This is a genomic window from Maribellus sp. YY47, from assembly GCF_023111095.1.
GTDB lineage: Bacteria > Bacteroidota > Bacteroidia > Bacteroidales > Prolixibacteraceae > Draconibacterium.
In genome coordinates this window covers 25929-44555 of record NZ_JALGYW010000027.1, presented here as the reverse complement: position 1 = coordinate 44555, position 18627 = coordinate 25929, and the positions used below count along the sequence as shown (strand labels likewise).

Sequence of the window (18627 nt, the reverse complement as noted above, 5' to 3'; positions counted from 1 at the left end):
ATTCCTCCGAATCTCACTTCCTGTGCATTCAAAAAAACAGGAAACAAAACGATGCCAGACAAAAGCAATAATTGAATGAAAACTGTTCGCATAAAATCAAGTTAACTCAGGTTGCAATAAAAATAGCGTTATCCGCGAGACAAAGCAAACCAACAGCTATCTTTCCGCATCACAGAATTAACAAAATGCTCTTCACTGCTATGATTTCGTCAGCAGCAATTAAAATTCTGCTTTCGAAACAAGAGCTACTTCTCGGTGAGCACCATCAACATATCGTTCTCAAAATCGTGCGTAAATGTGATGGTATTTGCCCCCTGAATGTCATCCTTCATCTTTCTTTTTGAATTTTGAGCAATAGTTTGAGTGATCTTTGCCGATGAATATTTATTACTTACCGGGTTAAACCATTGCGCCGTATATTCGATTCCTCTGGGATTAAAAATTGTCACTTCTCCTTTTTTAGGAATGTAAGCAATAATTGTTTTATCGTCGGGTGTTTTTACCACCGAAATCCAATGATTATAAGTTTCTTCGCCGGGTTGTTGAGCCAATATTTCGTTTGCCGGAAACAAATTCCACCACTCGAATTGCTGAATAAATCCGGCGAGATAGCTCATTTGAATGCTTCCCGGAAAATCAATACTTTTTCTCCACCCAGTTACTCCACCTGAATCTCCATGGTTTAAAATTCGCTCCCCCGGCCGTAGCCATGGCCACACTCCATTTGCGCCATAAGTTACTCCTGCAACTGGAGTCGCAAAAATGCTCCAGTAACTTGCATTCCGAACATCCTCAGCCGTTATTTTAAAGCCAATTTCTTCGTAATTGGGCTCCAGGTTAATGTACGGCATGGGCTTTAGTTTCTTCCACATTTGAGACATTGGCCCCTTGTTGATCCAGTTTACTACCCCCTTGCCATTACTATGCGACGATTGATATCCCATTACATCGTACCAATCTTCCTGAGCGTACAATTCTCCAATCCACGAACTACCGTGCGGATGCAGGGTAACCGGAGCATGATTGATCGATAAAAATACTTGCCGCCCGATCGCTTTCCATTTTTCCTCCTGATCGCCATAATACTGACCATCTCCACCAAGCGCCCAAATCACATGATTTCCCTGGTAACGGGCAACAATGTATTTTGCCAGCAAAATCGCTTCCTCCGTCGGAAGTGCATAACCGGGGCTTAACTCGCGGCCGGGCCCCGAAGGAAGCGCCCAGAGAATAACCGGAGAAACAAGTAAACCTTTTGCATTCGCCTCATCAATTTTCTGATCGATCCTTTTAAAAAATTCGGGGTGAATGCGAATCTTTTCCTTTCCCTCGATCGCGGTTAATCCTTCTGCATTTTTGTCGCATCCGCGCCACTCGGTAGTCACCAGTTGAATAACATTGTACTGATTTTGCTTGCGTTGATTGAGGTAATATTCCCATTCCTCATCGCTTGATTTTAAAGCTCCGTTCCAGGCCGTGCAAGCCAGCCAGAAAAATGGGGTCCCGTCGGAATACGACAAATAATATTTCCCGGCCTCGTGCCTGATTGCTCCCTTACTGAAAACAGCTTCTGAACTGGAATTGCCCACACATACAAATTCTCCGGCTTGATTTTGTAACCCGCTATTCGTGCTATCCGAACATTCCGTTTTCCATTTCCAGGTTCCAGTTTCATCGGGCAGGAACCGTACTTTCCAATCGGTTCCACCATCCCAGAAACCACAAACCTGTTTTTCCCGCCCCGAGGGAGCCGTAAATGTCACCTTAAAATCACTCACCTCATAAATTGGGTTATTATACGTTTTTGAGCTTTGAAATGAGATCTGATGTTTACTCCAAATCATCGTTTGCGACACGGCTACCTGAATGATAAGAGCGAAAAGGAGGAGAAAAAATAATCGGATCATGGGTTTAGTTTTTAAAAGTGAAATATTTTATAGCTTCAATTCCCGCTTCGATCTGACGCTCGTTCCTCATTGTCAAAATGAAGAACACAATCAAAAATAGCTTTTTAATCCGCTCAGCGTATGCGTTTTGCATCTATTAAACAAAAAATTCAAAACCAAATATTAAATTAGATGTTTTACTTCAAACTAAAAATGAATATATGTACACTGGATTATTACACGCACATAACGGATTTCGCTGGTTGGTTTTACTGGCGCTGATTATTTCGGTTGTTCTGGCTTTAACAGGTTGGGTGGGAAAACGCGAGTGGAAAAAAACCGATAATCTTTTCAATTTATTACTGGTCATTTTCACCGATATTCAATTTCTGGTTGGCCTGGCGCTTTATGCCTTTGTAAGCCCGATGACCAAAGCCGCCTTTCAGAATTTTGGAGCGGCCATGAAAAATTCAGAACTACGGTTTTACGCCGTCGAGCACATTTTATTGATGGTGATTGCACTGGTACTGATTCATATCGGCCGGTCGAGATCAAAGAAAGCTTCGTCATCTGATAAAAAGCATCGTCTGGCAGCTATCTTCTATACCATATCATTGGTATTGATCCTTGCCGGAATTCCATGGGGAAGGGCATTCTTTTAATCTGACATTTTTGCAAATAACGAATAGTCATCAACAAAAAGCTGCCGGAAAAATTTCCGGCAGCTTTGCTAAGTTTGGTTCAGCGTTTATTTTACGCCTGTCAAAAATTCGGTTATTTGCCAACCGAGTAAATATCGTCAATTAAGTTCTGATACTTTTGAGCCACTACATTTCGGCGTAGTTTCAGTGTGGGCGACAATTCACCAGAAGCCGGTGTCCACTCTTCACACACCAAACGAATCCGGTTGATTTGCTCGTGGCTTCCCAGCGTTTTATTTATTTTGGCAACTTCTTTCTGAATCTTATCGATCACTTCCGGCAGTTGGATCAGTTCCTTGTTGTTTTCGTAATGAAGTTTGTGCTCTGCCGCCCAATCGTGAAGCAGCGCAAAATTTGGAGAAATCAAAGCTGATGCGAATTTCTCGTTGGAGCCAATTACCATTACCTGTTCGATCAAAGTGGAAGTTTTCAGCTTGTTCTCGATCATTTGCGGGGCAATGTATTTTCCTCCCGAAAGTTTGAATATTTCTTTTTTACGGTCGGTGATCTTGAGGAATTTCCCTTCTTCCAGAATACCTATGTCGCCGGTATGAAACCAGCCGTCTTTATCAATTACTTCGGCGGTGAGCTCCGGCGCTTTGTAGTAACCCTTCATAATACTGGGGCCTTTACACAGAATCTCGCCATCGGGTGCAATCTTCACTTCCACACCTTCCAAAACCGGTCCAACCGTTCCGATCTTCATTTCTTTCAGCGAAGGATTATTAACGGCAATTACAGGTGAGGTTTCGGTAAGTCCGTACCCTTCGAGGTTGTACATTTTCGCCATCCCCAAAACCCGGGCAATTTGCGGTTGCAAAGCGGCTCCCCCGGAAACAATATATACGATGTTTCCGCCCAGCGCTTCGCGCCATTTGGAATAGATGAGCTTATCTGCAATTTTTATTTTCAGACGAAGAACAGGCCCGTATTTCTTATTGTACTCAAAATGCCTCGTCAGGTCGAGCGCCCAAAAATACAGGCTCTTTTTTATTCCGCTCAGCTCTTTTCCTTTGGCCACAAAACCATCGTAAACTTTTTCGAGCAAACGGGGAACCGAGTTAAACATATGTGGTTTAATCTCTTTTATCGCACTCATAATCTGTGCAAGGCTTCCCACATAATAAACCCCCATTCCCTTGTATTGAAAATGATAGTTTACACTGCGTTCGTATACGTGGCAAAGCGGCAGAAAACTAATTACCCGATGGTCTTTCCCCAGGTGGTGCATCCGGGCATGCGAAACAAAATTGGAAACCAGGTTTTTATGAGTCAACATAACTCCCTTCGGCACTCCGGTTGTTCCAGAAGTATAAATCAGGGTAGCAATATCATCCGGAAGTACTGATGTCTTGCAATCCTTTAACTTTGCTTCCTGATTTGATTTTTCAGATTCTCCCAGATCCAGTATTTCCTGGTAATTTTTCGCACCTTCCACCTTTTCGAAAGTGTACATCGTCAGTTCCAACTCATTGGCGAGCGGCAGCAACTTTTTATAAAGTTTGGCATCGCCTACAATCAGCATCTTTACTTCTGCATGTTTCAGAATGTATTGATATTCGTCTTCACCAATCGTCGGATAAATCGGCACATGCACCACGCCGGTCATCGCCAAACCCATGTCGGCAATACACCATTCGGGGCAATTATTGGTAACCGTGGCTACTTTATCACCCTTTTCCAATCCCAGAGCCAACAGGCCCAGGGCAAACTGATGTGATTTTTGATTGTATTCCTGAGTGGAGAAAGTGTACCATTTCCCGTCTCTTTTGCCGGCAATGGCATCTTCTCTCGGATATTCCTTTAAAGTGTGTTCCAGAATGTCAAAAGTGCGAGTAACTGTTTGTTCCATCATTTTAAATAAAAAAACAGCGAAAGATAAGACTTTGATGCTGAACTGATTTACCGGACATCCATTAGATATTTACAGTAATATTATTTAGAAATACTCCAAATAGTGATATTTAATTAATTTTCAACAACTTATCACGAACCAAATCGACTTTCAGAGTCAATTGTTCCAAAAATAGAAAACCGTTATTGCCTTTAAAGCGATAATTTATCACCAGGAACAATCTCTCCTGAATGCTGTTTTGCCCGAACTATTTACCGTTCAAATCCTGATCGGCTGCGTTTCTTTTTTCGTATTTCACCTCTTTGATGTAGGCCCACAGCATTAAGCCGCCCAGCAACGCGAAACTTATCGGCACTGCTGGATTGACACCATCAGCCACTCCTTTACCATAGGAATGTAGTCCTGACAAATAATAATTCACGCCAAAGTAGGTCATCAATACAGAGGCAAAACCAAGTATCGACGCAAAATTATAATTGTAAGCTCCTTTTAACGACGGAATCATTCGCATGTGAACGATAAACGAATAAATCACTACGGTGATCAATGCCCAGGTTTCTTTTGGGTCCCAGCCCCAGTAACGGCCCCAGCTTTCGTTAGCCCAAACACCACCCAGGAATGTTCCGATCGTTAGAAAATACAAGCCTACCGTTGCCGACATTTCGTTGATGGTGGTGAGCTGCTCAATAAAACCACCCACTTTTGTTTCGTTCCTACTGGTGCGTAACACCATAAAAATCATGGTCAGTACGCCTAAAATCATACTCAAGCCAAAGAATCCGTAGCTGGCAGTAATAATGGCAACGTGAATCGCGAGCCAGTACGATTTCAGCACAGGAACCAGCGGTGTTACTTCCGGATTCATCCAACTAAGGTGAGCCACAAACAAGGCAATGCCCGAAAGGAACGCAGCCGTTCCGACAACCATTGGGTATTTCCGCCCAAAAATAAGCCCTGCCAGCATAATTGCCCAGGCCACGTATACCACCGATTCGAAACCGTTACTCCAGGGTGCATGCCCCGAGATGTACCAACGCAACGCCAGGCCAACCGTGTGTACCACAAACAAAACTACAATCAGTCCGAAAAAACCCCATTTTAAAAATTTGGGTAGAGGCTTCTGTCTGAAAATATTCACAAATAATACAAACAGGAGCAAGACACCGAACATGAGGTAAAATGGAAAGATTCGTTTAAAGGGATTGACCTTATTGTATAATATCTCCAGATTCCTCTTTTTCTCGCCCGGCAAAAGTGCGGATCCGTATTTCGTTTGAAAATTTTCGACCGCCTTTAATAGCTGGACGGCATCTTCATTATTCTTTTCGTTGATGGATTGAACCAGCAACTGAAATCCGCTCTTGATAAAGATCGAATCTCCATCGGTATATTCCACGGCGTCTTCCCCCGGAGCATACCAGGTATCTTCTCTCTTTTCTCTTGGAAAAATATGAAACAACGATCCCTGGAAAACCATGAAACAGATATTCACCCGCTCGTCGAGGTAAATGTATTCTTTTTCGATGCGGTTACGCATGGCCGGAGCTTTTGCATACGCCGCCCTCACCTGATCGAGAATGCGGTAATTGCCGTTGATATCAAACAGCATATCTGCAGTCATATATTTTCCCTGCACGCCTAGTTGCGTGGCCAGTTCTTTTTCCGAAACGCGGATAATGGGTAAAGTGCGCCAGATTTCGGGATAGGCCATCATGCTTAGTGCCATTTCGTCGGGAGACTTTCCGTAAAGTGTCGATTTTCTGCTTATTTTCCGGACGATCTCGCTGGTAAGTGTCGAAATCGGTTCAATTCGTCCGTCGACTCCCTGCACCCACAAGCGGCTAAATTCTTCCACCACTTCCTTATTGATCGGAGGGAGTGCAGCTTCAGCTCCTCCCTGTGCATTTGCCGACATTGAAAAAGCTCCAACAAACCCCAACACAAGTACAGCAGTTACCGAAATATTTTTCAGCTTCTGCGCCAAAAAGCGGAAGTAAGAGTTTTTATTGATCAAAGAAAGAATCACTCCCACAATCAACAAAATGTACCCCAGGTAAGAAACCCAGGTTCCCACAAAATCATAATTCACCGAAAGGATGGTCCCTTTTTCATCGGTATCGTACGACGACTGGAAAAACTTATAACCGCGATGAGTCAATGTATTGTTCATGAAAATTCGCATATCCTCGTTTATGTTGCGTTCTCCGTCAATCAACACCACATCCGATGCAAACGACGATGGGGATTCTGATCCGGGATAACGCTCCAGTTGAAAATCTTTCAAATAAATACTGAAGGGTAAATACAGCGGCATGGCACCATAAGCCAATCGTAATTTACCGCTTCCCAGAGGAACACTGATGGTATCCGATGCCATTCCGGAATGACCGTAAACCGGAACTGTTTGCTGATTCACGCCATCCGTGATTTGTATCAACACCGCATTCTCGTTGGTCTCGGTCTGACTTTTTACCGCAGTAAAACTTGCACTCGGATGAAAATTGCGAATCAGAAAACGAAAATCATCAAATCCGTACAGAAACATTGGTTTTACCTGAAGGGTATCTCCGGCGGCAAGTGTCACCGTCTCCTGCGATGCCATGGTTGTTTCTTCAAGCGCCATTTCAGAAGTCATAAACAAAGCCCCGTCTTTCATAAAGAAATTGACCATCCGGTTGTTTCCGGCTTCGAAACCGGCTGTAAAACCGGGATAGTTCAGCACTGCGCCAGGCGTAAATGTATAACTTTGCATGCCTTGACCACCAGGAGCTGCAAATACAAAATCGATGGCAGGTTCGCCGGAATCTGACGGAACAGCCTTGCGTGTCGCGTTTTCGATAAACCCCACAGCTTTTACTTTTACGGTATGCCCGTCTACATCGAATTTGGCAGAAAATTGCTTGGGCGCATATTCCGAAAAGCGAACTTTTGCTTCCTTATGTTGGTCTCCGTAGGCGGCATAGAAATAATCGTCGGAAGAAAGGATAAAACTGGCAGCCTGATTTTCGCGAATGTGCATCATTCCTTCAAAACTAAAATAGCGGGTAATCGCGCCTCCCAAAATCATGATCAGAAACGACAGATGGAAAATCCCAAGCGTAAACCGGCGCGCGTTGAAGAGACGGTAACGAACAAGATTATTGATCAGGTTGAGAGCAAACAAACCCCAAAGCGCCTCGAACCAGCGAGTATTATAAATCAGTGCACGTGCAGTGGGCGTTCCGTAGCTACTTTCGACAAAAGTGGCAATTGCCATCGAAAACGCCAGTGCCAGAAAAATAAATGCTGCAAAAGGCATGGAAGTGAGAAAGGCATATAATTTCTTCATTTCATCTCATTAAAATTGTTTACTTCAATCGTATTCGATGGAACTCCCGAGAATTTGATTCTACTTTTTGTGAATTTGAAAAATGAAAATTCATGTTCGTTTCATCCATAAATTAATCCGGGGTCCGAAGTTGGAAGCCGGAAGTTTTCAATAAAAATTAAAAGGCTGAAAATAATTTTTATTTAGAATAAATCAAAGGAAGAACATAAAAACAAGAAAAGCCGTTTCCTTATTTTTCAAAAGAAACGGCCCTTTTATATCTTAGCGTCTAAGAAACGCTGTTTATTGCAAAAACGACAGCGCTTTTTCAACTGCAGCGCTGAGACCTTCAATATCTTTACCTCCGGCAGTTGCATAGAAAGGCTGACCGCCTCCACCGCCTTTAATCTCTTTTCCGGCTTCACGAACAATTTGTCCGGCATTTAGCCCTTTATCTTCCACAATGTTTTCAGAAATCATCACAGTAAGATTTGGCTTCCCGTTGATATCTGCACCCAATACGAGGTAGAGGTTTTCCACTTCACCTTTTAACTGGAAAGCCAGATCTTTCAGAAGAGCAGCATTGTCTATCGTTATCTTATCGGCAATAATATTCACGCCTTTCTCGTACAAAATCTTACTTTTCAGATTTGCCTTCGTGATTTTCAGACTCTCGCGCTGGAAGCTCTCTATTTGTTTTGAAAGCTCTGAATTTTGCTGCAACAAAGTGATTACACTGTCCAAAATATTGGAAGAACCTTTCACCGTTTCCTTGATGCTGGTCAATACACTTAACTGATCGTTAATGTATTTCTCAGCACGGTCGGCAGTAATGGCTTCTATCCTGCGCACTCCGGCAGCAATAGCGCTTTCCGAAACAATTTTCAGCAAACCAATCTGGCCGGTTGCAGCAACGTGTGTTCCGCCGCAAAGCTCCATCGATTCGCCAAAACGAATGGTGCGCACCACATCGCCGTATTTTTCGCCAAACAGCATCATCGCTCCTGCACTTTGTGCCTCTTCAATCGGCATTTCGCGATTTTCTTCCAGCACCGAGTTTTGGCGAATTTTTACGTTCACTCTTCTCTCCACTTCCGCAATTTCTTCGTCTGTCATTTTCTGGAAATGAGAGAAGTCGAAACGCAGGTGGTCGGCATTAACCAGCGATCCTTTTTGCTCCACATGGGTTCCCAGCACTTCGCGCAAAGCGGCATGCAACAAGTGAGTAGCCGTGTGGTTATTGGCAATTTTCTGACGACGCTGAACATCCACAACAGCGGTAAAATACTCGGAAGGATTTTCCGGTAGTTTTTCTACCAGGTGAACAATCAGGTTGTTCTCTTTCTGTGTATCGTAAATGACAGTTTTTACGCCATCAAATTCAATGTATCCGGTGTCTCCCACCTGTCCGCCTGACTCGCCGTAAAACGGAGTCTGGTCAAAAACAAGCTGGAAGAACGTTTTTTTCTTTTGAGTAACCTTGCGGTAACGGGCAATACGAACTTCTGCTTCCAGTTTGTCGTAACCCAGAAATTCGGTTTTTTCGATTTTGCGCAATTCCACCCAGTCATCGGTTTCCTGGGCTGCTGCATTCCGCGAACGGTTTTTCTGAGCTTCCATTTCAACCGCAAAACCACTGCCGTCAACACCCAGTCCGTTTTCACGCGCAATCAATTCAGTTAAATCGAGCGGAAATCCGTAAGTATCATATAAAACAAAAGCATCTTTTCCGGCAACCTCTGTTGCGCCTTCAGATTTTGCTTTTGAAACAATTTCATCCAGCAATTTTATTCCGGTTGAAAGCGTACGCAGGAACGACTCTTCCTCTTCTTTGATCACTTTTTCGATCAACACCTGCTGACTCACCAGTTCAGGGAAAGCTTCTCCCATGGTTTCCTTCAGCACTTCGATCAATTTAAAGATGAACGCTTCTTTAAATCCAAGGAAAGTATAACCGTAACGCACTGCACGACGCAGAATACGACGAATTACATAACCGGCTTTGTTATTCGATGGCAACTGGCCGTCGGCAATTGCAAACGCAACAGCTCGCAGGTGGTCGGCAATCACACGCATAGCGATGTCGGCTTTTTCATCGTCACCGTATTTTTTTCCGCACAGTTTTCCAATCTCGGCAATGGTATTCTGGAAAACATCGGTATCGTAGTTGGAAGTTACGCCTTGCAGAACCATGCAAAGACGTTCGAAACCCATTCCGGTATCCACGTGTTTTGCCGGCAGTTCTTCCAGACTTCCGTTGGCTTTTCGGTTAAACTGAATAAAAACCAGGTTCCAGATTTCTATCACCTGCGGATGATCTTTGTTCACCAATTCGCGGCCCGACAGTTTATCGATTTCTGCCTGCGAACGCAAATCCACATGAATTTCAGAACAGGGACCACAAGGACCGGTATCGCCCATTTCCCAGAAATTATCCTTTTTATTTCCATTCAGAATGCGTTCTTTCGGCAGGTATTTTTCCCAGTAGCCGGCAGCTTCATCATCGCGCTCCTGGTTATCGTCAGCACTTCCTTCGAACACGGTAGCGTACAAACGTTCAGGGTTGATTCCCATACGGGTAACCAGAAATTCCCAGGCCCAGTTAATGGCATCTTCCTTAAAATAGTCGCCAAACGACCAGTTCCCCAACATTTCGAACATGGTGTGATGATAAGTATCCAATCCCACTTCTTCCAGATCGTTGTGCTTACCCGAAACCCGCAAACACTTTTGCGTATCGGCTACACGCGGCCATTTTACAGGTTCGTTGCCCAGAAACTGATCCTTAAACTGGTTCATCCCGGCATTTGTAAACATTAAAGTAGGATCACCTTTTACTACCATCGGAGCAGAGTTTACAATCTGGTGATTCTTTTCCTTGAAAAAATCGAGAAAAGCCTGTCTTATTTCCCTGGAAGTCTTCATATTATCGCTAATGTTTTTTCACTAAGTGTTAAAAAATCCAAACACAAACACAAGAAATTCTCTAATTATGAGTTATTTACTTACATTTGCGCCGTGAGTTGCTCACGTTTTTAAAGTACGCAAAGTTATACGTTTAAATTAATTTTGTTAGGGACATAGAAAAAAAGGAGCCTGTTTATGGCAAGAAAGAAGTATAAATTTAACCCAGACACTCTCAATTACGAAAGTATCGGCTTAACCTGGAAAGAAAGAATTGTTAAGGTTCTTACTTATCTGTCCAGCAGTTTGGGTATGGCCCTGCTGTTTGTGATTGTGTTTCTGAGTTTTTATGAAACGCCACGTTCAAAGGCATTGAAACGGGAAAACCAGCGTTTGATCACCCAATATGAATTGTTGAAAAAAGATATGGACAAAGTTGAAAAGGTTTTGACCGATCTTCAGCAACGCGACGACAATATTTACAGGGTAGTTTTTGAAGCCGAGCCTATCCCGGCATCGGTACGTGACGCCGGTTTTGGAGGTGCAAATAAATATTCGCATCTCGAAAATATGGACAATGCCGATCTGGTGATTGAAACCGCAACAAAGCTGGATGTACTGGCTAAAAAAGCTTATATTCAGTCGAAATCATACGACGAAGTAATGGACATGGCGCTGAACAAGGAAAAAATGCTTGCCTCGCTGCCGTCGATTATGCCTATCCGCAACAAGGAACTAAAAAGAACATCGAGCGGCTGGGGATATCGTATGCACCCAATCTACAAGGTGAAAAAAATGCACTGGGGCCAGGACTTTACAGCTCCAATTGGGACACCGATTTACGCAACGGGCGATGGAGTGGTTACCGAAGTGGAAGGATCAAAAAGAAGCAACGTTGGATTTGGTCTCGCCATCAAAATTGATCATGGCTATGGCTATGAAACGGTTTACGGACACCTGAACGAATTCAATGTAAAACGCGGACAACAGGTAAAACGCGGCGACATTATCGGCTACGTTGGAAACTCGGGTGGATCAACCGCACCGCACTTGCATTACGAAGTACACAAGAACGGGCAAAAAGTAAATCCGATGTATTACATGTTCCAGGACCTTACTCCGCAGGAATACGACAGAATGATTGCCATCTCAACCAATATCGGACAGTCGCTTGACTAGTACCGAATGCAGGGGAAAAGATATTTCAAAAAAACTTTCATCAGCTAACTGGTGAAAGTTTTTTGTATCCGTTCATTTTCAAAACAACAATTTTGCCGCGGTTCTTAATTCTAATTATCTTGCAATTCAAAATCTGAAAAGTGCCCTACAAAAAGCCCGAAATAGAAAAAATATATTACTCGATGGGAGAAGTTACCGAGATGTTTGGTCTTACTCCTTCGAACGTTCGCTATTGGGAAAACCAGTTCGAAGCGCTAAAACCTTTTAAGAATAAAAAAGGAAACCGGCTTTTCACCAAAGAGGACATTGAAACACTCCGGCTGATCAATTACCTGGTGAAAGAACGTGGGCTCACTATAAAAGGAGCACGACAAAAACTAAAGGAAAACCGGGAAGACACCCTAAATAATTATGAGATCGTAAAAAAATTGCAGGACATCAGGCTGGAGTTGGAGGAAATAAGAGACAGTTTACAGGATCATGACGAAAATTAAAGATATCACTCGTTTTCTGGAGAGCGTGGCGCCCTTGCGTTTACAGGAATCATACGACAATGCGGGCCTAATACTGGGCGACGGACAGGCGGAGCTTACTTCAATTTTGATTACCCTGGATGTAACCGAGGAAGTGGTAGAAGAAGCCATTGCTTCCCAATGCAATCTGATTGTAGCTCATCACCCGATCGTTTTTTCCGGACTTAAAAAAATTACCGGGAAAAATTACGTCGAACGTACTTTGTTAAAAGCCATCAAAAACGACATTGCCATTTATGCCGCGCATACCAACCTCGACAGTATTACAGGCGGAGTGAACGGCAAAATCTGCGAAAAGATCGGACTTGAGAACTGCAAAATACTGGATCCGGCGGGTGGCATACTAAAAAAGCTGGTAACTTTTGTTCCGGTCGATTATGCTGAAAAAGTACGGCAGGCGCTTTTTTCTGCCGGTGCGGGAAACATCGGAAATTACGATTCGTGCAGTTTTAATACGCATGGCCAGGGCACTTTTCGCGGAGACGACACCACCAACCCCTTTGTGGGCGAGAAAGGTACCCAGCATTACGAGAATGAAATCCGCGTAGAAACCATACTTCCCGACTATTTGCAGGGAAAAGTAATTGCAACTCTGCTCGAAGCCCATCCTTACGAGGAAGTTGCTTACGACATTTATTCGCTCGACAATAAATTTGAACAGATCGGGATGGGGATGATCGGGACGCTCCCCGAAGAAAAAACGGAGAAAGATGTTCTGCAATTATTAAAAGACACATTTCACACGGGAGTGATCCGCCACACCGCCTTACGACAGAAGAAAGTAAACAAAATAGCGGTTTGCGGAGGTGCGGGATCGTTCCTTTTAAATAAGGCCATATCGGCCGGAGCCGACTTTTTTGTAACCGGCGATTTTAAATATCACCAGTTTTTTGATGCCGAAAACAAAATTGTAGTTGCCGATATCGGACATTTTGAAAGTGAACAATTTACTAAAGAACTTTTTTATGAGTTACTTACGAAAAATTTCCCTAAATTTGTCGTCCGTTTGTCAGAGGTGAATACCAACCCGGTTTTTTACTTCTGATTTTTGGTTGAGAGCAGTTGATTAGTTGGGAAATCCAACTGATTTACAGCGCTAAAACAAAACGCGGACAAAAGGGTTAGAGTTTATAGACCGTTTAATTGGAGAAAAATAAAATTAAATAGAACGAGCATGAATACATCTTATTCAAGGCAGGAAGACAAGGACATTTCTATCGAAGAAAAACTGCGCGCATTGCACGAGTTGCAAAGTGTGGTTTCAGAAGTGGACAAAATAAAAACCCTAAGGGGTGAGCTTCCGCTGGAAGTACAGGACCTGGAAGACGAAATCGCCGGATTGAAAACCCGTTTGGTTAACCTTGACGACGAAATCAAGAATCTGGATACTGCGATCAATAATAAAAAGATTGCGATTAAAGATTCTCAGGGACTGATTACAAAATATACTGAACAGCAAAACAACGTTCGCAACAACCGCGAGTTCGATTCACTTTCAAAAGAAATTGAATTTCAGAACCTGGAAATTGAGCTTTCTGAAAAACGCATCAAGGAATTCACCGCTGAAATGGCTGCGAAAAAAGAGGCCATCGGCGCTTCTAAAACGCAATTAAAAGAACGCGAAGAAGATCTTGAGCGTAAGAAGAACGAACTGCAGGAAATTACTGAAGAAACCAAGATCGAAGAAGAAAAGCTGAAAGCAAAAGCAGAAAAGATCGAATCGTTTATCGAGCCTCGTCTGTTAACCGCTTTCAAACGTATCCGTAAAAACGCTCGTAACGGACTGGCAGTGGTTACCATTCAGCGTGATGCCTGCGGTGGTTGCTTCGCTAACATCCCGCCACAACGTCAGTTGGATATTGCCAGCCGCAAAAAGATTATTGTTTGTGAATACTGTGGCCGTATTTTGGTGGATGAGAAAATCAATGTTATTGAAGACATTGCTGAATAAGTCAATCAATCTTTAAGATAATAGAACGCCGGTTTATCCATGGATAAACCGGCGTTTTTATTGGTGGAAATAAAAAACCGCTCCCGGATTCCCGATTGCGGTTTCTATTATTGCTTGAACCTTGTTTTGATTCTTTCTGAACTCTGAGCTTTGAACTTTAAACTACTTCTACCAGCTCCCGCCGGCGCCTCCGCCACCAAAGCTGCCTCCGCCAAAGCCTCCAAATCCGCCAAAGCTGCCTCCTCCTGAAGAGAAATTACCAAACGAACCCGATGAACGGTGACTGCCCGACATCATTCCCATGGCCATCCAAAACGGCAAACTTCTACCCGGCGAATAAAACCTTCGTCTCCGGCTGCGGCCAAACAAAGAGATCAATACGGCAAACAGGATGATCAGAAACGGAATACCTGCTGCGCCCCCCGCCTCTGCCTGTTGACGGTATTCATCGGCGGTATACTCGCCGCGGGTTATGTCCATTATAACACCGATTCCGGCTGCCAGACCTTCGTAGTAATTATTTTCCTTAAAGCGCGGCAACATCTCGTTGCTCACAATATCGCGGTTTACGGTAGCATCGGGTAAAACCCCTTCCAGACCATACCCCGTAGCAATAAAAACTTCCCCTCGGCTATTACCGGTCTTTGGTTTCAGCAAAATTACAATTCCGTTGTCTTTGCCTTTTTGCCCTACACCCCATTTTTCGCCCAGCTGAAAAGCATAATCTGCTTTATCGTATCCTTCCAGATCGGGAACGGCAACCACCACAATCTGAGTGGAAGTCTCCCGGGCAAATTTCTCCAGTGCATTTTCCAGCCCCTCGCGTTGATCGTTGGTTAAAACGCCGGCAAAATCATTCACCAGCCGAGCAGGAACGGGACGTTCCGGAATTTGTGCCATCAAACTTGTCGCTGTACCAAGCAATACAAACAGTACTATTAGTATTCTCTTCATTTTTATAAATGTTACCCCTCTGCCATCCTCCCACTTTCCTTACGCGGGCATCTCCCCTTTGCAAGGGGATAAAGAGCGGAAAGTATTATTGAATTATTTTCCAAATGATATCTCGTCAGAAAGCTCATTCACATCATCCTTTTGATAAGGGAAATGTGCTTTCAACTGTTCTCCCGCCATTACAATTCCATCAGCGAGAGCCTCAGCATAAAGGCCTTCCTTTAATTTCGTGATTACCACATCTTTTGTGCTTTCCCAGAAATTCTCCGGCACTTTTTGATTGATCCCCGCATCCCCCAAAATGGCAAATTTCCGGTCTTCCACTGCCAGGTAAAACAACACCCCGTTGCGAAGCTCTGTTTTGTGCATCTCCAGCTTTTCAAAAAGATAAGCGGCGCGATCGAGCACATCGCCGGCACAATGACTTTCGGCATGCACCCGGATTTCACCCGAAGTATTGGTTTCTGCAACGCGGATTGCATTTGTGATCTGCAACTTGTCCTGTTCTGTGAAAAATTTATGAACGCCCATTCCTGTTTTCTTTTTTTTGAATTATCATCCCGGTTATATCCCGTAAACATCCTGTAAAAAGCAGGCAAAAGACCGATCATTTGACGATCTGCCTGCCATTATATTCTCACTCCTTCTAGAACTGGACTTCGGGAGCCACATCCGAACCCTCGCGGGCTTCGAAATACGATTTCTTGTCGAAACCAAACCAGCTGGCATAAATCACACGCGGGAACTTCCGGATGTAAGCATTGTACTGCTGGGTAGTATCGTTGAATTTCTTGCGTTCCACTGTAATGCGGTTCTCGGTTCCTTCGAGCTGAGCCTGCAAATCCAGAAAATTCTGGTTGGCTTTCAGATCCGGGTAACGCTCCACAACCACCATCAAACGGCTTAATGCCGATGACAATCCGTCCTGTGCCTGGTTAAATTGCTTTAATGTCTCAGGTGTCAGTTTTTCAGGATCGACATGCACAGAAGTAGCTTTCGAACGTGCTTCGATCACACCGGTCAGCGTTTCCTGCTCGTGCGCGGCATAACCTTTTACCGTATTTACAAGGTTGGGAATTAAATCGGCCCGACGCTGGTAAACGTTCTCGACCTGTGCCCACTGCGAGGTCACCTGTTCATCCATTTCAACCATTTTATTGTAACCGCAACTCGAAAATAAAAATGCACTTACCAATGCAAGTAGAACAATTTTAATACGCTTCATTTTTCTTTCATTTAAAGTATGTCTACAAATATTTTCAAAATGTGCAAAAAATCATCGGTCTTTTCGGGGAAAGGCGATATTTTACCGTTGTATTTCGAATTTAGTAAGATTAAAGTGCCGGATCATGGAAAAATCGACGTTCAAAACCGCCATTCTGGAAGGAATTCCCAACAAGTTGCCGCTCCCCCAACCTTATGATACCCGAATCAACCATGCTCCCCGGCGAAAAGATATTTTGTCGGCCGACGAGAAAAAACTGGCCGTAAAAAATGCCCTTCGGTATTTTCCACAGAAATTTCATGCGGTGCTGGCTCCCGAATTTTTGAACGAACTGGAATTGTTTGGACGTATTTACATGTACCGTTTCCGTCCCGGTTATGAAATGTATGCGCGGCCGATCGATGAATATCCGGCCAAATCAAAGCAGGCAGCATCCATTATGCTAATGATTCAGAACAATCTTGACAATACAGTTGCCCAGCATCCACACGAACTGATCACATACGGAGGAAACGGAGCCGTTTTTCAGAACTGGGCGCAGTATCTGCTTACCATGAAATACCTGGCTGAAATGAACGACGAACAAACACTGGTGATGTACTCCGGTCATCCGATGGGGCTGTTTCCTTCCCACAAAAATGCACCGCGGGTGGTAGTAACCAACGGAATGGTCATCCCTAATTATTCAAGTCGTGACGATTACGAACGGATGAATGCACTGGGTGTTTCGCAATACGGCCAAATGACTGCCGGTTCGTATATGTACATCGGGCCTCAAGGAATTGTACACGGCACTACCATTACAGTGATGAATGCAGCGCGGCTTCATTCGCCGGGTGAGTTGGCAGGAAAAATATTTGTGACAAGTGGACTTGGAGGCATGTCGGGTGCGCAACCGAAAGCCGCAGTAATTGCCGGAATGATCTGTGTGGTTGCCGAAATCAATCCCAAAGCTGTGAAAGTACGACACAGCCAAGGATGGGTGGATGAAGTTTTTACGAACCTGGATGAATTACTGGGTCGAATGAAAAAAGCCCGTGAAAACAAAGAAGCGGTTTCACTCGCATACCAGGGAAATGTAATCGACCTTTGGGAAAAACTGGCTGAAGAAAATTTCCCGGTTGAACTGGGATCTGACCAGACTTCGCTGCACAATCCTTTTGCAGGTGGCTACTATCCGGCCGGTCTTACTTTTGACGAATCGGTGAAAATGATGGCTGATCAACCCGAACTTTTCGGCGAAAAAGTATATGAATCACTGAGAAGACATGTGGCGGCGGTGAATAAAATGACGGACAGAGGAATGTATTTCTGGGATTACGGGAATGCCTTTCTGCTCGAAGCCAGCCGTGCCGGGGCTGATATCCTGAACGAAAAAGGAGGCTTTATCTATCCTTCGTACGTACAGGACATTATGGGACCTTTGTTTTTTGATTATGGATTTGGCCCTTTCCGCTGGGTGTGTACCTCCGGCGATCCGAAAGACCTTGAAACGACCGATAGAATTGCCGCGGAAGTATTGCAACAACTAGCTTCCGAATCGCCTGAAGAAATCACCCGGCAGATGGAAGACAACATCCACTGGATACGGGAAGCCGGACGAAATAAACTGGTAGTAGGATCACAGGCACGTATTCTCTATGCCGATTGCAAAGGCCGCACACAAATTGCCAAAGCCTTTAACGATGCCATCCGCGACGGACGGATTTCCGCCCCGATCGTACTGGGGCGTGATCACCACGATGTTTCGGGAACCGACTCACCTTACCGCGAGACTTCCAACATTTACGACGGTTCGTCTTTTACCGCCGATATGGCGGTGCAAAACTTTGTAGGCGATGCTTTTCGCGGCGCCACCTGGATTTCGTTGCACAATGGCGGCGGCGTGGGTTGGGGCGAAGTAATTAACGGTGGATTTGGAATGTGTATCGACGGGACATTTGAAGCAGAAGAACGATTGAAAATGATGCTGTACTGGGATGTAAACAATGGCATTTCGCGGCGCAGCTGGGCGCGCAACAAACCGGCGCGTTTTGCGATTGAGCAGGCCATGAAGGAGAATCCGAATCTGAAAGTTACCTTGCCGGAAGAAGCTGACGATGCTCTACTGGATCAGCTGTTCTAAACAGGCG

Annotated in this window: 13 protein-coding genes; 6 read left to right on the top strand and 7 right to left on the bottom strand. The window is 44.3% G+C overall.

The window, feature by feature from the left end; genetic code table 11:
- Positions 1-245: 245 nt before the first annotated feature.
- Complete coding sequence (locus tag MR764_RS17975; RefSeq protein ID WP_247980839.1) at positions 246-1907, bottom strand: DUF4038 domain-containing protein; 1662 nt, start codon at positions 1905-1907, stop codon at positions 246-248.
- A 200-nt stretch (positions 1908-2107) separates the two neighbouring features.
- Between MR764_RS17975 and MR764_RS17970 the strand changes: the two genes are divergently transcribed.
- On the top strand, positions 2108-2548 hold the full coding sequence (locus MR764_RS17970) for a hypothetical protein (protein ID WP_247980838.1): 441 nt from the start codon (positions 2108-2110) through the stop codon (positions 2546-2548).
- Between the two features lie 112 nt (positions 2549-2660).
- Here MR764_RS17970 and MR764_RS17965 read toward each other — a convergent pair whose 3' ends face one another.
- The 3 genes from MR764_RS17965 to alaS all read right to left on the bottom strand — a co-directional run bounded on the left by MR764_RS17965 (position 2661) and on the right by alaS (position 10674).
- Positions 2661-4442: a long-chain fatty acid--CoA ligase gene (locus MR764_RS17965; RefSeq protein WP_247980837.1), complete on the bottom strand. Its 1782-nt coding sequence runs from the start codon at positions 4440-4442 to the stop codon at positions 2661-2663.
- A 247-nt stretch (positions 4443-4689) separates the two neighbouring features.
- Positions 4690-7770, bottom strand: coding sequence for a cytochrome c biogenesis protein CcsA (gene ccsA, locus MR764_RS17960; protein WP_247980836.1), 3081 nt, complete (start codon positions 7768-7770; stop codon positions 4690-4692).
- Positions 7771-8052: 282 nt separating this feature from the next.
- Positions 8053-10674, bottom strand: coding sequence for an alanine--tRNA ligase (gene alaS, locus MR764_RS17955; protein WP_247980835.1), 2622 nt, complete (start codon positions 10672-10674; stop codon positions 8053-8055).
- Positions 10675-10851: 177 nt separating this feature from the next.
- On the opposite strand from alaS, the gene MR764_RS17950 reads away from it, so the two are divergent.
- The 4 genes from MR764_RS17950 to MR764_RS17935 all read left to right on the top strand — a co-directional run bounded on the left by MR764_RS17950 (position 10852) and on the right by MR764_RS17935 (position 14316).
- Positions 10852-11832 (top strand): M23 family metallopeptidase, encoded by a 981-nt coding sequence (locus MR764_RS17950; RefSeq protein WP_247980834.1) that lies wholly within the window; start codon positions 10852-10854, stop codon positions 11830-11832.
- Between the two features lie 140 nt (positions 11833-11972).
- Positions 11973-12326 (top strand): MerR family transcriptional regulator, encoded by a 354-nt coding sequence (locus MR764_RS17945; protein WP_247980833.1) that lies wholly within the window; start codon positions 11973-11975, stop codon positions 12324-12326.
- Complete coding sequence (locus MR764_RS17940; RefSeq protein WP_247980832.1) at positions 12313-13410, top strand: Nif3-like dinuclear metal center hexameric protein; 1098 nt, start codon at positions 12313-12315, stop codon at positions 13408-13410. Before MR764_RS17945 ends, MR764_RS17940 begins: the two co-directional genes overlap by 14 nt.
- A gap of 129 nt (positions 13411-13539) precedes the next feature.
- The gene (locus MR764_RS17935; protein ID WP_247980831.1) at positions 13540-14316 is read left to right on the top strand and encodes a C4-type zinc ribbon domain-containing protein; all 777 of its coding nucleotides are present in this window, start codon (positions 13540-13542) and stop codon (positions 14314-14316) included.
- 168 nt (positions 14317-14484) lie between these two features.
- On the opposite strand, the gene MR764_RS17930 is transcribed toward MR764_RS17935, so the two are convergent.
- From MR764_RS17930 to MR764_RS17920, 3 genes are all read right to left on the bottom strand, one after another.
- Positions 14485-15270 (bottom strand): TPM domain-containing protein, encoded by a 786-nt coding sequence (locus MR764_RS17930; protein ID WP_247980830.1) that lies wholly within the window; start codon positions 15268-15270, stop codon positions 14485-14487.
- 93 nt (positions 15271-15363) lie between these two features.
- Positions 15364-15801, bottom strand: a complete 438-nt coding sequence (locus tag MR764_RS17925; protein ID WP_247980829.1) for a TPM domain-containing protein — start codon at positions 15799-15801, stop codon at positions 15364-15366.
- Between the two features lie 115 nt (positions 15802-15916).
- Positions 15917-16495 (bottom strand): LemA family protein, encoded by a 579-nt coding sequence (locus tag MR764_RS17920; RefSeq protein ID WP_247980828.1) that lies wholly within the window; start codon positions 16493-16495, stop codon positions 15917-15919.
- 124 nt (positions 16496-16619) lie between these two features.
- Here MR764_RS17920 and MR764_RS17915 point away from each other — a divergent pair, with 124 nt between their 5' ends.
- Positions 16620-18620 carry a urocanate hydratase gene (locus tag MR764_RS17915; protein ID WP_247980827.1) on the top strand — a complete coding sequence of 667 codons (2001 nt, stop codon included), beginning with the start codon at positions 16620-16622 and terminating at the stop codon, positions 18618-18620.
- The last annotated feature ends 7 nt before the right edge of the window (positions 18621-18627 follow it).

Bases quoted from the DNA above. Each gene is read 5' to 3' on its own strand.
- MR764_RS17915 (WP_247980827.1), top strand. From the start codon at position 16,620: ATGGAAAAATCGACGTTCAAAACCGCCATTCTGGAAGGAATTCCCAAC.
- MR764_RS17975 (WP_247980839.1), bottom strand. From the start codon at position 1,907: ATGATCCGATTATTTTTTCTCCTCCTTTTCGCTCTTATCATTCAGGTA.
- ccsA (WP_247980836.1), bottom strand. From the start codon at position 7,770: ATGAAGAAATTATATGCCTTTCTCACTTCCATGCCTTTTGCAGCATTT.
- MR764_RS17920 (WP_247980828.1), bottom strand. From the start codon at position 16,495: ATGAAGCGTATTAAAATTGTTCTACTTGCATTGGTAAGTGCATTTTTA.
- MR764_RS17930 (WP_247980830.1), bottom strand. From the start codon at position 15,270: ATGAAGAGAATACTAATAGTACTGTTTGTATTGCTTGGTACAGCGACA.
- alaS (WP_247980835.1), bottom strand. From the start codon at position 10,674: ATGAAGACTTCCAGGGAAATAAGACAGGCTTTTCTCGATTTTTTCAAG.
- MR764_RS17935 (WP_247980831.1), top strand. From the start codon at position 13,540: ATGAATACATCTTATTCAAGGCAGGAAGACAAGGACATTTCTATCGAA.
- MR764_RS17970 (WP_247980838.1), top strand. From the start codon at position 2,108: ATGTACACTGGATTATTACACGCACATAACGGATTTCGCTGGTTGGTT.
- MR764_RS17925 (WP_247980829.1), bottom strand. From the start codon at position 15,801: ATGGGCGTTCATAAATTTTTCACAGAACAGGACAAGTTGCAGATCACA.
- MR764_RS17965 (WP_247980837.1), bottom strand. From the start codon at position 4,442: ATGATGGAACAAACAGTTACTCGCACTTTTGACATTCTGGAACACACT.
- MR764_RS17950 (WP_247980834.1), top strand. From the start codon at position 10,852: ATGGCAAGAAAGAAGTATAAATTTAACCCAGACACTCTCAATTACGAA.
- MR764_RS17940 (WP_247980832.1), top strand. From the start codon at position 12,313: ATGACGAAAATTAAAGATATCACTCGTTTTCTGGAGAGCGTGGCGCCC.